Origin of the sequence: Rickettsia felis URRWXCal2, assembly GCA_000012145.1 — a bacterium.
Classification (GTDB): domain Bacteria; phylum Pseudomonadota; class Alphaproteobacteria; order Rickettsiales; family Rickettsiaceae; genus Rickettsia; species Rickettsia felis.
Genome location: CP000053.1, coordinates 499,454 through 515,883, shown reverse-complemented (window position 1 = coordinate 515,883; position 16,430 = coordinate 499,454). Strand labels below are relative to the sequence as shown.

Genomic DNA, 16,430 nt, shown 5'->3' with positions numbered 1-16,430 from the left:
CCTGCGAAAGCAGGAATCCAGCATAAAGCGAGCTTTTAATTTTAAAAATTTACTGTATGCATACTTTTTTTCTGGATTCCTGCTTTCGCAGGAATGACATAAGAGCCCTACGGGCAACACCACTTTTAGCTAGGAATGACATCAGCAGCTCAGCAACAAAGTCCTTCTCAATAAAATATTACTTTTGTAATTTGCTATCGGGAATGTTTAACATCTTGCTAGCTACATCATCTTCTAACCACTGACCGGTATTTAAAAACGTAGATTGCTGCAACTCAGCGATTTGATGATCAGGTGATCCCGGTAACATTTGCCACCCCAAATATTCAATTCCATAATATCCTATATCAACCATGCTTAAATAAGAGTCCATATTTTCTAAATCTTTTTTATTATTTGCAAAAATTACTATTTTTGTAGGTTGTTTTGGTATAATTTTTAAGAATTCTATAAGAGTTTTTACTCTATTTATATTACCGGTAAATATTATACCTAAATAAAAAATAGGGGCTCCAGCATCGCTTGGATTAAATCTAAATACATCTTTATCATTAACTTTATTAGTAAAATTAATATTGAGTCCGTAAAGTAATGTATATAACCATCCTTCATAATTTTCAATTAAATTACATGGAGCAGTTATTTCTTGAAGACCTAAAACTGTTGCACCTTGCTGTTTCATCTTATTAATTAAATCTACCCATTTAGATTCAACAAGCATCATTTGACGCTGCACTATCAATTTTGCAATAGTTTTATTAACTGATGCGTTATCCGCTGCAAGACTATATAAATATTTAGTAAAATTTATATAAGAATTATCCCGGTATCGAAATAATTTGGATTTCGGTGTTATAATAGTATTATCTATATTTATAAGTACCAGCGTATCTGCATCTATCTTCGGTAATAAATTTTTCATTGTTACTGAATCTACGGAGTAAGTAGGAATAATTTGACCATAACTTACACACGAAATAACTAAGCAAAGTAAGCTCAATAAAACTTTATTGATTTTTATCATAAGGATTTTTATCTTTTATCTTGTTAGTTTTTAGAGGCGGATTATTTCTTTTTATCTTATTTATTTGAGATATTAAATCATTAATGATTTTAGTATAATATGCAGCATCTTTATTTTCCGGGGTATTTTTATTATTATAATGATAACCAATAAATAATATATTAGAACTATAACTATTAAGTTGAAACTCCATTGATTTTAATAATTCTATGTTATTGCTAATTATTATAAAAGCTTTAGGCATAAATCCCACTTGAATAAGGAAATTGAGCATCATTTCCGCTTTCGATATATTATTACTCGTCAATATACCCTTATAAAATACCGGATAAGTATTAGCAAAACTGTCTAAATTATTAAAAATAATATAATTATTGTTTGGAAAACTATTTGAAAAATCAATATTGAAATTTTTCTTTAAATAATCAGCAAACCATATTTCAAATTTAGGAATATTATTAAAATTACCGGTAAATCCATCATTTACGGCTATTATAGGGATTTTACTATTACTCATTTCATTTACAAAATTTGGAAAATCAGATTCTTGTAATTCTTTCTTATAACTATCATTAGTTAAAATCAATTGATCTATATAAATAGCTTTTGAATTTTTATTAATATTACGCAAAAGAGGAGTTAGTGTAAGATAAATATCTTTGTCAATTTGTTCACCTATAGGCACTAAAGACTTAAACAAAAATTCATCTAAAACCGTTACTACTAATAAATCCTGAGGTACATAATTTTTATTATAATTTTCTTTAAAATCTTGTTTTATTTTATTTAAACTATCCACTTCTATAATTTCTGCTTTAACTAAGGAAGCAGCAAGTAATAGTAAGATGAATAAAGATCTTTTAAACATTTATGATTTCCATTTTTTTAATTCTGTCATTGCGAGCGAACGTTAGTGAGCGTGGCAATCTCAGGACTTTGGCACAAGATTGCTTCGTCAATTGCTATGCAATTTCCTCGCAATGACAAGAAGTTATACTATTAGTGTTACCACATCATAGTGCTAATATCAATCCATATTAAACTATAATATGGTAAATATGTTTGGAAGTTTTTTTAGCTCGCTTGGCAGCGGCATAGGAAATACATTTGGAGGCGGCATATTTTCAAGCGTGGGAAGATTTGCCGGCAAAATGCTTGGTGAGTATTTAGATCAATTAAATCACGAACCGATAGAATATGACAATATTAAAAATTTCAAAGAAAGTTTTAAATATATAACAGCTAATTACGGCGAAGCTATACCGTTAATTTTCGGTACTGCAAGAGTTAACGGAAAAATAATTTGGGCAGACACAATAAAAGAAATAGCAAATAGTACCCGTCATAAAGAATATTTCCCTTATTTTCATAACTTAAAATCCGTTACTAATTTTACTGAATATAGCTATTTCTTTTCTTTTGCAGTTAGTATTTGCGAGGGAGAAATTACCGAGATTAACAAAGTATGGGCAGGTGATAAGGTAATAAATTTAGGTAAATATAATTTTAGATTATATAAAGGCTCAGAAACACAATTACCCGATCCTTTAATTGAAAACTATCTCGGCAGCGGCAAAACTCCTGCTTTTAGATCGCTTAGCTATATAGTATTTGAGGAACTACCTCTAGAAGATTTTAGCAATATTATTCCAAATTTCTCATTTGAAGTAACAAGAAAACCCAATATTTATCTGCCTAATAATTATGCAAAAGTTGAAAATCTAATTAGTAGCATTAATATGATTCCGGGTTCAGGCGAATTTGTTTACGATACGGAAGTACAATATAAAACTTTGGAAAGTTCTTATGGCGGCGTTATAAGCCATGAGGCTATTAACTCTCATAATCATTATAATATTGCAGATAGTGTATTTAGTCTTAATCAGCTACAAAATACCTGCCCTAATATTAAATGGATAGCACCGGTAGTTTCTTGGTTCGGCGATAGTTTAGATATAGGCTATTGCAGCATAAAACCGGCTATAGAGTTTAATGACGCTCTAACCTCATATTCATGTACTTGGCAAGTTGGTCGTTATAATAGAGCAAATGCTAAAATTATCTCTAAAGATGAGCATGACAACCCTCATTACGGCGGCACTGTTAATGATGCTAGTTTATTATATCTAATACCAAACTCCATCATATTATATTAAACAGATAGACTCCCGCCTAAATTATAATTTAGTTTTGTAGGTTTAAATTTAACTGTTGTAAGCGGCTCATCTATTCCATCAAGCCGTGCATCAATATTCGGTAATTTCCCTTTAAAATCGTAACTTACGAAGCCGTGTAATTCCGGTTTTATTCTTACGTCTCTTACAAAGAAATTAGTTACGCCTTTTAATCCAGCTATGCCTTCAAATCTATCATATGATTTTTTTCTAACGGATAAATTTTGGAAAGTAGTACCTGTTTCTTTGTAACTATTATTTTTAAACGTAGCATAACGAGTTCCAATCATCGGGGTTATAGCAGTAAAGTTAGATATTAAATAATTATAACCACCAAGTAATTCACCACTACAAGAAGTGTTATTAAATTTACCGATTGCAGTTTGATCGCCCGTATAAACCTTACGTTTTTCATAATTCTTAATTCTACTTCTACCGTATGAGCCTATAGCCTCAACAAAGAAATTACTTGTCCCACAATTATAAAGTCCATAGATAGAATATATATATCGCTTATAGCTTTAGTCTTATCACCGACTTTATAATTTTGATGGCGTAATTTACTATCAGCTCTAGTATAAGCAGCTCCAACTATTACACTATCACTTAGAGCATAATCAAAACCTATTATTCCTCCTTGAGATTTAGACTTATATCCGCTTGCCCCATCATTACGGGATTTTTGTGTAGCCTTACCGTAAAAAGGAACGCCCCAGATACCCGTACCGATATTATCCTCATCACCGGCAGCTACTGCCGCTTGATTATTAAGACTTTCACTAGCATTTGGTTTATTTAAACCGTTTAGCTTAAATGTACCTTCATCTTTATTATTTACTTCACCTAGTCTAGCATTAATCCCCGAAGAAACAACGCTGTCCATATTTACCGAAATATCTGTTAATATGTCCTGTATTTCTTCTATATTAAACTCTCCAAGTCCCTCACTCACTTCTCGTATATCCATTCTTCCGCCTAACCGATTTAAAGTTTCTGAAACATTTTTTGTTGATCCTAAATCATTTAATACTTTACCTGCATCACTCTCATTACCAATGCCGATACCAATTAATTGCTCTACAAGACCGGGAGCTATAGGACCCGTAACCTCATCTCTTATCGGTTTTGGATCAAAAATAGGCACTATTACACCACTTTCTCCGTCTCCAGGATTTCCTCCACCGTTATCACCGTCCCCTGGGTTCTCTGGATCACCGCCTCCTGGATCAGGATTTTCGGGATTACCGCCACCGTTATCATTATTATTCAGTAATACAACTCCATTCTCATCGCTTACCCATCTTACCCATCTTATTAACCTGTTTAATTCTCCACCTGTATCAACAGTAACTTTATTTTGAGCAACAGGAGTAAAATTTCCGCCTGCTTCTTTTAGTATTACTTCATGTTTGGTATCAGGAGTAATTTTAGTAATATCAGAGCGTGATTTGACTTTAATTACTAAACTATCTAAAGCCGACATATTAACATTAGCCCCGTTACCGACTAATATATGCCCTCCCGATTTCGCAGTCACATCAAAATACGTAATAATCTCAAGAGTACCGTTATATGTAACATTTCCGGTATGCTTTAATTCGTAAGTAGCTAAATCTAAAGCACTATCCGTAAATTGTGAATCAGCATCTATTCCTAAATTATCCAATAATACTATATTTGCTTTATTTGCTACTAAATTAGCTGCTTTAATATTTTTCTCAAGAATAGCAAATTTCTCAGGACCAAACTCTAAACGCTCTACATTTTTGATTTCTTCTTTTAACCAAACATTTTCATCAAATTTTATAGCACCGCCGCCGTCAATTTCAGCATTTACTAAAACCGCATCTTTAAAATGTATAGAAGCAGCAGCATCTGCAAAATTCAGCTTATCTACTTTAATATCAGTTAAATAAGTAAATAACTGAAGTGAACGAGGAAGGAGATCTCTATCTACTAAAACATCCTGTATAATTATATTTTTAGCATTTCTATTATTACCTCGTTCAAAATCTATATTCTTACCTGCATCAATGTTAATCTCTTTAGAATATACATCACCTTTAATAGTACTATTCTTACTAACTTGTACACTTGCTAAACTATTATTTTTACTTCCTAAATTATAAGTAGTACCACCCTCTATATTAAGTTTTACGTTACCTTGCCCGTTATTCGCAGTAGTTACATCCGAATAAAAATTCTTAGTATTTATCGTAACTAAACCGTTTTCTGTTAATTCTATTGCTTTTAATCTGTGATCTTCAGCCCCAATAGCACCGTTACCGGTATCAAAATCCGTTATTGCTAAAGTGTGAAGATTATTTCCTGCTGTAGTAATATTAGTAACTCCACCTGCCGCTTGTAGCGTTAATATCGCTTCTTGTCCTGCATTTGAGAAGTTAATAGCTTGGGCTTTTAATTCACCTGTAATAGTAACGTCTTTACCGGCTACTTCTACTATACCTAAACTATTATTATTCCCGATGGTACCGGTTATATTAATAGGGGCTTTGTTGTTTAATTTTAAAGTACCGTCATTCTCATTTTCACCTGCAATATCGGTAGCGATGATATTATCATTAACCTCTATTTCTGCACCGTTTGACATTATAATATTGCCACTTTTAACGGTACTGCCAAAATTTACCGCACCTGCTTTTACGATAATATCACCGACACTGCCGCATTTGAACCAACGGCATTACGAACACTACCACCGTCGGTAAAGATTAAATTTACAGCCTACCCGCCGGTCTTATTAATATAAGTTGTCGTTAATCTAGAATTAGGACCAAAAGTTAAATTATTATTACCGTTACCTTGAATCTCACCGATAGAGTAATCACCGCCGGCAGTTAATGCTACATTACCGTTACCTGTTTTTAACATTTTTATATTAGTAATTAGCTTAGTAACTTCCCCTGCCCCTTCAAAGTTCAATATACCACTCGTATCAGCAGTACTTGTAACTCTACTATCAATTTTTACATTATCAGCAATATTAATTACACCTGCTTTACCTTGGAAATCTATGATATCACTTTCTATATTCCCCGTTGCGGTATATATGGTATCATCTTCAAATCTAATATTTGCATTTACTCTATTAAGCGTAATAGCATGAATATCCAATACTATATTCTCAACATATATTTCTGTTTGTAAATTTATAGTATGATCATTAGCATTTGAGCTATTTTTAAGATCTAATGCCGAATCTTCATGTATAAACTTCATACCGCCGGTATTTAACTCGAAATCACCGTTTACGGCGTCTAAAGCATAAGTAGCTGCATATGAAGTTTTATCTATTAGCTGACCTATATTTATTTCAGCAACCTTAGCGGACGTTAAACTTTGATCGGTAAAATATGCTCCTTTTTGAATATTTAACTTATTAATATTATGGATGTCCAAATTATTAGTGATAGTAACGTCCCCCTTAATATTTAATTCAGCTAACTCATTACCTGCCGTACCTAGCATTGCTCCGTTCTTACCGCTTACAACTAAATTATGACCATTACCGTTTAAAGTAACAATACCACCACCTTTTAAATTGTTAGCAAGCGTAACAGTTTGATCTACAGGAGCGGTTAATGTTAATTGTGAATTTGCATTACTAAAATTAATACTGCTATTTGGACTAGTTAGTAGAGCTAAGTTAGCATTATTTACTGCAATTAAAAAACTCTGTCCTGCATTAGCATTCCCTATATTTATTGTTTTAAGCGTACCAACGCTTGCATCCGTAGCCGCTAACTTAGTTAAAACATTTAATATACCGGTTTGTCCGTTTGCTATAACGGCATTGAAAATATATTTATCATTACCGTTAAACTCTAAAGTACCGCCTTTTGCTCCAAAATCAACATTCTTTGCCGAGAAACTCTTACTAAGTTGTAGTTTCCCACTATTTGTAAAATTAACACCACCTACAAATACATCATTTGCTAGAGATACATTTGTTGTATCATCTCCTTGGATATTTATAGTAGCAGAGCTATTTTCTTCATCAGCACCAACATTCTGAGTTACATTAGCATTACCTTTAAAATTTAAAATACCACCGACCCCGCCGGTACTAAGTACAGCTCCATCAATTGCACGACCGTCATTTATACTAAATATTCCGTTAGTCCCCTTAAAGTCGATATCTCCTATTATACTTTCGGATGCTAATGTACCGTCTGCTTCATAATTTACGTCACCGGTCATTAATCCTTTAACCGTGACATTAGCATTTGCATTTGCTATAGTAAAAGTTTGAGCATAAGCCGCACCTTCTATAGTATCTACACCTTTAAATATTACTTTCTCTAAAGCTGCTCCATTTTCCCCTATATTATCCGTTACACTACCGTTCCGGCTGAAAATTAATATACCTTTCTCATTAGTCTTCGTTGTTACGCTACCGTGAATTGTTGCATTATCCTCTAACGTTAAAGCTGAATCATCGGCCATAAGCTTCACTGTTCCCGTAAATATATTACCTCTTAAACTACTCGCTCCCGCTCCTATCTCTACTCTTTCAAGAGCAAACCCGTTTGCTCCGATACCCGCAACGCTGCTATTCCGACCAAGAACTAATACACCTTTTGTGTCCGTCTTCGTTGTTACACTGCCATAAACCTTTGCATTATCCTCAAGCGTTACGACTGAAGTATCGGCCATAAGCTTCACAGCTCCAGCATATATATTACCGCCTAAACTGCTTGCTCCAGCTCTGAGCTCTACTCTTTCTAAGCTGAAGTTATTTGCTCCTATTCCGTTCGTTATGCTACTTCCGACTCCAAGCGATAATACTCCTCTTGTATTGTTTTTTGTGGTTACTGATCCGGTAACTACAATACCGTCTGCTAATGTTAATTGTGAATTTTGATCAGTTAAAGCAACAGGAGCAAATACATTAGATGAGAACGTAATAGGATTTGCTCCGATATTTACTAATTTTAAACTTTTCCCATTAGTACCGATCGTACCGGTTACATTCCCTGCTCCTATCGTCAGTGTGCCTGTATCATTTGTAGCCGTTGTTACGCTGCCGCTAATCCCGTTATTTGCCGTTAACTTTCCATCTGCCGTATAACTTACTACTCCACTGATTTGCCCAGCTGCCGTTACATTTGCTGCTGCATTACTAATCTTCACGTTGCATCAATGCTTGTTACATTACTTACTCCGTTAAAATTTACTTCTTTTAATTTATTACCGCCATTCGTGCCTATCGCTCCGGTTACGTTCCCTGCTCCTATCGTCAATGTACCTGTATCATTCGTTGTTACCGCCCCGTTAATCCCGTTATTTGCTGTTAACTTGCCATCTGCCGTATAACTTACTGCTCCGCTGATTTGCCCTGCTGCTGTTACATTATTAATCTTTACAATTGTTGCATCAATGCTTGTTACGTTACTTGCTCCGTTAAAATTTACTTCTTTTAATTTATTATCGCCACTCGTGCCTATCGCTCCGGTTACATTCCCTGCTCCTATCGTCAATGTACCTGTATCATTTGTAGCCGTTGTTACGCTGCCGCTAATTCCATTATTTGCCGTTAACTTGCCATCTGCCGTATAACTTACTGCTCCACTGATTTGCCCAGCTGCCGTTACGTTTGCTGCTGCATTACTAATCTTCACAATTGTTGCATCAATACTTGTTACGTTACTTACTCCGTTAAAATTTACTTCTTTTAATTTACTACCGCCATTCGTGCCTATCGCTCCGGTTACATTCCCTGTGCCTATCGTCAATGTGCCTGTATCATTTGTAGCCGTTGTTACGCTGCCGCTAATCCCGTTATTTGCCGTTAACTTGCCATCTGCCGCAAACAATACCCCACCGCCTACTCCTAAATCTAAGACCTGATTAAGAGTTACCTGTCCGGTATTATTCATGTTAAATTGCTTTGTAAATATCGTATTATCAATTACGATATTACCTGCTCCCTTAACTTCAAACTCTTTAAGGCGATGGGTATTATCCTGCCCTATCGTATAAGGTCCTCCATTATTTGCTATAGTAAGATTGTTCGTAGTTGCCTCTACTCTTACTATCCCATATTCATCTTCTGCATCTGATGGATTTAAGTTGGAATATAACGTAAACTGTTTATCCGTATTACCGGTATTTATTAAATTTAATTCCGAGCCTGCCCCTTCAAATATTATCTTTGCACCGTTATTTAATAAATCTACATTTCCACTTTTAGCATCAATCGTATATTTTATGTTATCAGCTATTTTTATCTCCCTTATATCTCCGGCACTTGGGTCACTAATTGTAAAATCAGCATTCAGAACTATCATACCGTTATTAGGATTTACTATAGCATTAACTGCAGATGGTGCATTTATTACTAATGTACCTCCATCTGCATTCTCATTATTGAAAACTACTCTTCTTGCAACTAAACCGTTCTCAATATTTGCCTTACCTGAAGAATCAACACCTTGAACAAAAACTAAATCATTTACAAGTACATTTCCTCTTAACGTTACTTGTTTTGTATTATCACCGGAAATTTCTATAATATCAGGCTTATTTTCATCATCCGTACCTATATCTCCCGTAACCTCTCCATCACCTATGAACACTAAAGTACCGGCCACACCTCCGGTACTAGTAACACTACCGATAATCTTAGCTCCCTCCTCTATTATTAAAGTTAACATTTCCTGTTAGCCCTCCATTTGCAATTAAAGCACCTGCAGCAGTATATTCTATATTTCCTACCATCTTTCCGGTAATATCCGCTTTTGTATTAACGTTTGCTACAGTAAATATTTCTGCATTTGCAGCCCCCTCTATATTATCTATACCGTTAAACACTACTTTTTTTGCCTCTACTCCACCGGTAACCTCTCCATCACCTATAAAATACAAGCTACCGGCAACGGAGTCGGTACTGGTCACTGCCCCAACAATCGTAGAACCGTCTCCTAAATTAAATACTCCGTCATTACCTTTAAAGTTGATATCTCCCGTTATCCCTTTATTAGCTGCTACCGTACCTGCTGCGTTATAACTTAAATTACCGGTCATACGACCATCGGCAGTTACATTAGCTTTAGCATTAGCTACTATAAAATCTGTAGTATTTGCAGTAGAACCTAGTTTTGTATCTCCTGTACCATCGAAATTAATAGTAGTGGCATTGGTTATTGGACCCGTAACACTACCTCTCAAATTTATAGTTGTTGAAGCGGTATTTATAGAATTTATTGCACCGGTAACTGTCTTTCCTTGATTAATAGTTAATACAAAATTATTACTACCATTGCTAACGCCTTCTATATCAGCAGTAACATCATTATTTATAGTCATCCGCATATTTGGGTTACTACCACTAGTACGATTTACTTGAATCTTAGACGCTTTGACCTCCCCGTTTAATACAATATTGAGACTATATTCATTTGCATTATTTATTATTAATTCCTTTATAGGATTACTCATACCTATAACACTATTTATAATAGAAGGTTGTGCTATATTATTTCCTCCTTGCGATATAATAACTGAACCATTATTATCTACATTATTGATATTATCTATATTAGCTGCGAAAACTTGATTAGAACCTATACTTACCTTAAGAGTATCATCAACATTTTGAAAGTTAACCTTTCCTATAATAGGATTATCACCGCTAACATTTAATGTACCGGGCTGATTATATATTACCTCTCCATCCACTCCTAAATCTAATACTTGATTAAGAGTTACCTGTCCGGTACTATTCATGTTAAATCGCTTTGTAAACACCTGATTAGCAACTATAACATTACCTGCTCCTTTAACTTCAAATTCTTTAAGACGATGAGTATTATCCTTCCCTATCGTATATGGTCCTCCATTATTTGCTATAGTAAGATTGTTTGTAGTTGCTTCTACTCGTACTATCCCATATTCATCTTCTGCATCTGATGGATTTAAGTTGGAATATAACATAAACTGCTTATTTGCATTCCCTGTATTTACTAAATCTACTTCTGAATCTGCTCCTTCAAATATTATCTTTGCCCCGTTATTTAATAAATCTACATTGCCGTTTTTAGCATCAATAGTATAAGTTTTATTATCGACTATATTAACTGTATTAACACTGCCAATACTTGGATCTAAAGCTGTAAAATTATTTTCTAAATATAATTCAGCCTTGATACCATTAATAATCTTTCCTGAAAATGACACTTGATCATTATGCACCCATAACTTTCCTCCTTGTGAACCAAAAATCATATTCCCTGTAAAACTAATTCCAGAATTAGCGTAAAGCGTAGCAGAACTATTATCATTTCCAATTATAATATTCCCTATATTTCCTGCACTTGAATCTCTTAAAGATATTAAAGAATTAAATATTTGCACTGTAGCATTCGCCGCATTACTGAACTTACTACCAGTTTCAAAGTTAATAGACATTACTAAAGTGCCGGCACCATCATTAAAATCAACATCTCCCGTTATCCCATTGTTTACTACCAGCGTACCATCCGCTCCAAATGCAATATTACCGCCTGCTCCTAAATCTATTCTTTGATTAAGAGTTACCTGTCCGGTACTATTCATACTTAGTAACTTTGTAAATACCGTATTATCAATTACGATATTACCTGCTCCTTTAACTTCAAATTCTTTAAGACGATGAGTATTATCTTTCCCTATCGTATATGGTCCTCCATTATTTGCTATGGTAAGATTATTTGTAGTTGCTTCTACTCTTACTATCCCATATTCATCTTCTGCATCTGATGGATTTAAATTAGAATATAACGTAAACTGCTTATCCGTATTACCGGTATTTATTAAATCTAACTCTGAACTTGCTCCTTTAAACGCTATACTTGTTCCATTATTTAATAAATTCATGTTACTATTAACACTATCAATATTAAAAGTAGTGTTATCGGCGATATTCGTCTTTTGAATAGTAGTAACAGTTGAATCAGTAGCCGTAGTAACTCCGGCATTTACATTTAATGTTCCATTTGCTCCGTTAGTTATTGCCCCTCTAATTGTAGTATTAGTACCATCTATATTTAGGACAGAATTTGCACCTGTAAAATTAAACCTTACTCTCCCTGCACCTGTTCCATCTTGAATCGAATTAGGAGCAGATAAAGTAAGTGATTTATCTCCGGCAATATTAAAATTCATATTTCCGGCACCACTGGCTTTAGTAGGCTGAGTTATTATAACATCGTCATTTACATTTATTGTTTCTGAGGATGCACTAGTGTAAAAGGTGCTATTTAGAGTTACTGGGGCATTAATATTCAAATTAATACTATTTGCACTATCCCCCCACCCATCTGTGTAAATGATACCTGTTGTAATGCACTATAATCATTTACTGGATGAATATTGCCGCCCCCTGCACTACCATTTAAAGTAATATTTATATTAGTAGCATTATTAAATCTTGTAATATTCAAACTCTTTACAACACCGGACATTGAACCAATTGTAAAATTTATAGCTAGATCCGTGCTACCGCTACCGACCGATATTGTAGTTACTTCTTGGTCAGCTCGTATAGCACCTATATTGTAAGTACCGCTATTTGATACAGTTATATTACCGGAATTAATCACTTCAATAGTATTACCGTCAACAAATGGTGGATTAAAATTAGTATTCGGATTATTAAGATTAACATCCCCGACCATTTGACTAACAGCTGCTGCATATATTTCATTTACCAGTATGATCAATGACAGACCTAATATTGATGCGGTTGCTAGAAAACTTTTTAATATTCTAGATTTTTTCCTCATAACTCTTAACCTTATAGTTGATTTATTGACTAAAACTTTATATTAAAACCCTTTAATTTATTAATTTTTATATAAAGTAATGATATATTTATTGAATTGATGAGGTGTTTTTACAACATTAGGTTTTTAGTCTATTAACATATTAATCAGGAGGTTAAGATTAGATAAGATATTAGGTTCTGTGAACATTTCTAAAAAAGATTTTTTAAATTATAATTTTCTAAAAAATTATCTATTATCATTTTATCTTTTTCATCTATTTTTGAATTTTCCGAGCTTATACGGCTATTAGATAATTTATTTAACTGTACTATTAAGTTAACTAGTTTATTTAAGGTTTCAGTAACATTTTTGGTATCTATTATATTATTTTCATTTTTATGCAATGTAATACGTACTAATTCATCTTCGAGTAGAATAATAAGCCTCGCTATAAGGTCATACAAATTATTTAACGTATCGCTAATATCTTTAGTCATAATCTATCACCGTTTATAATCGGTGGAAGTCCGACAAAAGCTCTTTTTTCATTTAAAGTCATGAAATTAGCATTAGAGATTTTAGCCCATAAATTTTCACGCTTTTCGGTTAATGCAGATATAGAATCACGATCAAAATCAATAATAATATCTTCCTTAAAAAGATATGAAAACCAATTACTCACACTATCCGCAATTTTATCAAGTAAAGGGATTAGCGTTTCTTCCCATAAAGCAAGGCGAGCTTCCTGCATATTGCTATAGGTGTTATCGCCGTTAATACCTAGTAACTGCGGCGGCACCCCAAAGGCTAAAGCTATTTCTCTTGCCGCAGAGTTTTTAGATTCAATGAAATCCATATCCTTTGGGTTGATACTCATTTCTTGCCAGCCAAGCCCTTCTTCAAGTAGTAGCGGCTTACCGGCATTACTATTACCGCTAAATTTCTCTGATAATTGGGCTTGCAATCTTTCAAACTGTTCATCGCTAAGATAACCGTTACTATCTTTTACTATTAATGCACCGGAAGGTCTCGCCCCGTTTTGTAATAACGAATGATTCCAATAAAAAGATTGTTGATGTAAATCTATAGGAAGCGAAGCAGCTTCTAAACAAGATAACCCGTAATGCTGATCTAGAGGATGATAGTTTTTTAGATGCAAGACTCTACTCATCTTAGCTATATGGTCAATCTTATAAATCCTATCACCTTTGCTACTTTTATATCTATAAGCAACTAAATTGTCATGTTCTATAACAAGCTCAGTAGCAAGAGCCGGTAGTAAATAAATTTCTTTAGGATATGAATCCAGAGTTGATAAAATATAACTATTACCGAATAATAATTTGCTTGCGATTAACTCACTAAAAAAATCCACTCCGGCTTTTTCAGGATTCGGTCTTTTTAGTAAATAATGTACCGGAAGCTCTGATATTACTTCTCCGGTTCTACTTTTAAGCACTTTCCACGGCACATGTCCCGCTGATTGGGCAATTAAATTAATACATCTATATACTATAACATTTTCACGATAAGCTTCTATGCCTACCTTAACTCTTTTTAAATTCCCGTATGCAATGTCGTTTAGCTCAATAAAATTTTGTGATTTGGTAGTACTATTCTTCCAAAACTTTTTCCAATAATTTTTTATCATATATCCTAATATATTTGTTGTTTTCAGGATTATATAATGATTTGGGAGGTAGACTAAGAGAGCTTAAAATAAGTACAGGACAGTTTTTAAAAAGATTTCGATGTCATTCCTGCGAAAGCAGGAATGTCTTGTTGTGTAGACCGGAAAACACACTCGATGTCATCCCATGGCTTGACCTATAGTACCGGATAATTTTTGTTCTATGTCATTCCCACGTAGGCGGGAATCCAGTAAAATAAAGCTTTTAAAAAAAGCTTTATTTTACAAAAACTATGTAATAAAAAATCTTTAAAATTAAAGATTTTTTAGTCTGGATCCCCGCTTTCGCGGGGATGACATCGGGATCTTTAAAAAAAATGTCCGGTACTATAGGATTGACCACGGGATCCAAAAAACACCTAATCACTAAAATTATAACTAATATTTTTTCTAGCAGAACTTATATCTTTTAAACGTTCACAAACCTTTTCAAAAACTTGTTTAGGCAAGATATTTGAAGCATTAATTTGTAAAAATTTATCGTCTTTTAATTTAATCGAAAAAGAAGGTTCTTGGAATTCCGGTCCATCAATTTCTCTAGCAATTTTTATATAATAACCGATTATATGACTGTTATAATAATCACTTTTACTAATCATTTTCTTAGCTATTTTATTAATCTGCATGTCAGTTTTAGCAGTATAAGTAACCGTAAGAGCAATGCCGAGCATAAGACGCTGTCTATGACTAAAAGGAATATCTGAAGATAGTATAAATTCCGAAACAAAATTTGCTCTGAGCGTTTTATCAATATTTTTATTATATTGTGCTAGCATTATAGCGAGTTCAATAATAATAAGAGTCGTAGCATCGGAATTAATTAAAAGATATTGTACTGCTTCAATATATTTTTCAATTTTACATATATTTCTATCAAATTTTACTAATCTCTTCACCCTCTCATAAATAATATCTTTTTCTGTTTCATGAGACGGTAACGAATCAAATCTTACTCCTTCTTTTAAACCGTAATTTGAGATAATAATCTTTTCCGGTGAAAATACCTTAATCATCGCTTTTATTACTAGAACTGCATTATAATTTATGGCTTTCTGCTCGTAATAACTCAGCTTTAATTTATCGATTTGCGATAATTTCTCTAAATATAACTCAAACTCTACACGATTTATTTCAAAATTATGTAAATTTTTAAGAGGATAATTTATAGACTCCATATATATACGGCTCATTAGACGTAATGCACCGCCAATTAAATATAAATTAGGATGATGTGCAGCTCCAAATTCTTCCTCTAGCATTTTAGTAATCAGTCCAACATCACCAAAATTGCTACTAGCAATAATTTTTGTACCGAGCGGCAATGATTTTAATTTACCGACTTTTTTATTTCCAATCTGAGCAAGCTCAAGACTTCCACCGCCAAGATCGGCTACAATACCGAAAGCATCACTAATACCGGAAATTAATCCGGCAGCTGTTAAATAAGCTTCACGTTCACCTGAGATAATTTCAATATCAATATTGAATCTCTTTTTAATTATAGCTTTGAATTCATCTGCTTTAGGATGCCCCCTAAGTATAGCTGTTGCAACACATCTAATATTAGTAACGGACAGTTTGGTAAAAATATGGATAAGATATTGTAGAGATAAATATGTTTGATGTTTTACGTCTAAATTATCTAAATTAAGTAAATTTGTAAGATAATTTCTAAATTTATAATTAAAAATTTCCGGAGCTCCAAGCTCATCACTTTCATAAACTACAGCTCTTAAAGCATTTGAACCGATATCAATAATAGCTGAACGCATTTT

Annotated in this window: 10 protein-coding genes and 1 pseudogene; 1 reads left to right on the top strand and 10 read right to left on the bottom strand. The window is 33.6% G+C overall.

The features are described from left to right. Window positions 1-178: 178 nt before the first annotated feature. Together RF_RS02585 and RF_RS02580 are read right to left on the bottom strand one after the other, a co-directional pair. Entirely contained in the window at window positions 179-1,024 is an 846-nt protein-coding gene (locus tag RF_RS02585; protein WP_011270813.1) for a DUF2608 domain-containing protein, read from the bottom strand. Then, window positions 1,008-1,892: a DUF2608 domain-containing protein gene (locus RF_RS02580; protein ID WP_011270812.1), complete on the bottom strand. Its 885-nt coding sequence runs from the start codon at window positions 1,890-1,892 to the stop codon at window positions 1,008-1,010. Before RF_RS02580 ends, RF_RS02585 begins: the two co-directional genes overlap by 17 nt. Window positions 1,893-2,082: 190 nt before the next feature. On the opposite strand from RF_RS02580, the gene RF_RS11325 reads away from it, so the two are divergent. Continuing rightward, window positions 2,083-3,180 carry a hypothetical protein gene (locus tag RF_RS11325; RefSeq protein ID WP_231564251.1) on the top strand — a complete coding sequence of 366 codons (1,098 nt, stop codon included), beginning with the start codon at window positions 2,083-2,085 and terminating at the stop codon, window positions 3,178-3,180. Here RF_RS11325 and RF_RS11315 read toward each other — a convergent pair. The 8 genes and pseudogenes from RF_RS11315 to RF_RS02530 form a co-directional block, all read right to left on the bottom strand. Further along, window positions 3,180-5,602 (bottom strand): annotated as a pseudogene (locus tag RF_RS11315) (autotransporter domain-containing protein); the annotation flags it as partial. The gene RF_RS11325 and the pseudogene RF_RS11315 sit on opposite strands and share 1 nt — an antisense overlap. A 341-nt stretch (window positions 5,603-5,943) precedes the next feature. Next, window positions 5,944-8,352 carry a beta strand repeat-containing protein gene (locus RF_RS11310; RefSeq protein ID WP_011270808.1) on the bottom strand — a complete coding sequence of 803 codons (2,409 nt, stop codon included), beginning with the start codon at window positions 8,350-8,352 and terminating at the stop codon, window positions 5,944-5,946. Then, window positions 8,349-9,875: a beta strand repeat-containing protein gene (locus tag RF_RS02555; RefSeq protein ID WP_011270807.1), complete on the bottom strand. Its 1,527-nt coding sequence runs from the start codon at window positions 9,873-9,875 to the stop codon at window positions 8,349-8,351. The genes RF_RS11310 and RF_RS02555 overlap by 4 nt, the downstream gene beginning before the upstream one ends. Beyond that, a complete protein-coding gene (locus RF_RS02550) occupies window positions 9,844-12,486 on the bottom strand; it encodes a beta strand repeat-containing protein (RefSeq protein ID WP_011270806.1) in 2,643 nt (880 codons plus the stop codon). The genes RF_RS02555 and RF_RS02550 overlap by 32 nt, the downstream gene beginning before the upstream one ends. After that, the gene (locus RF_RS02545; RefSeq protein WP_143549675.1) at window positions 12,483-12,920 is read right to left on the bottom strand and encodes a hypothetical protein; all 438 of its coding nucleotides are present in this window, start codon (window positions 12,918-12,920) and stop codon (window positions 12,483-12,485) included. The genes RF_RS02550 and RF_RS02545 overlap by 4 nt, the downstream gene beginning before the upstream one ends. Window positions 12,921-13,174: 254 nt before the next feature. Beyond that, window positions 13,175-13,462: a hypothetical protein gene (locus RF_RS02540; RefSeq protein WP_011270804.1), complete on the bottom strand. Its 288-nt coding sequence runs from the start codon at window positions 13,460-13,462 to the stop codon at window positions 13,175-13,177. Next, window positions 13,459-14,616, bottom strand: a complete 1,158-nt coding sequence (locus RF_RS02535) for a phage portal protein (RefSeq protein WP_011270803.1) — start codon at window positions 14,614-14,616, stop codon at window positions 13,459-13,461. The genes RF_RS02540 and RF_RS02535 overlap by 4 nt, the downstream gene beginning before the upstream one ends. A 398-nt stretch (window positions 14,617-15,014) precedes the next feature. After that, the gene (locus RF_RS02530) at window positions 15,015-16,427 is read right to left on the bottom strand and encodes a Ppx/GppA phosphatase family protein (protein ID WP_011270802.1); all 1,413 of its coding nucleotides are present in this window, start codon (window positions 16,425-16,427) and stop codon (window positions 15,015-15,017) included. Window positions 16,428-16,430: the final 3 nt, after the last annotated feature.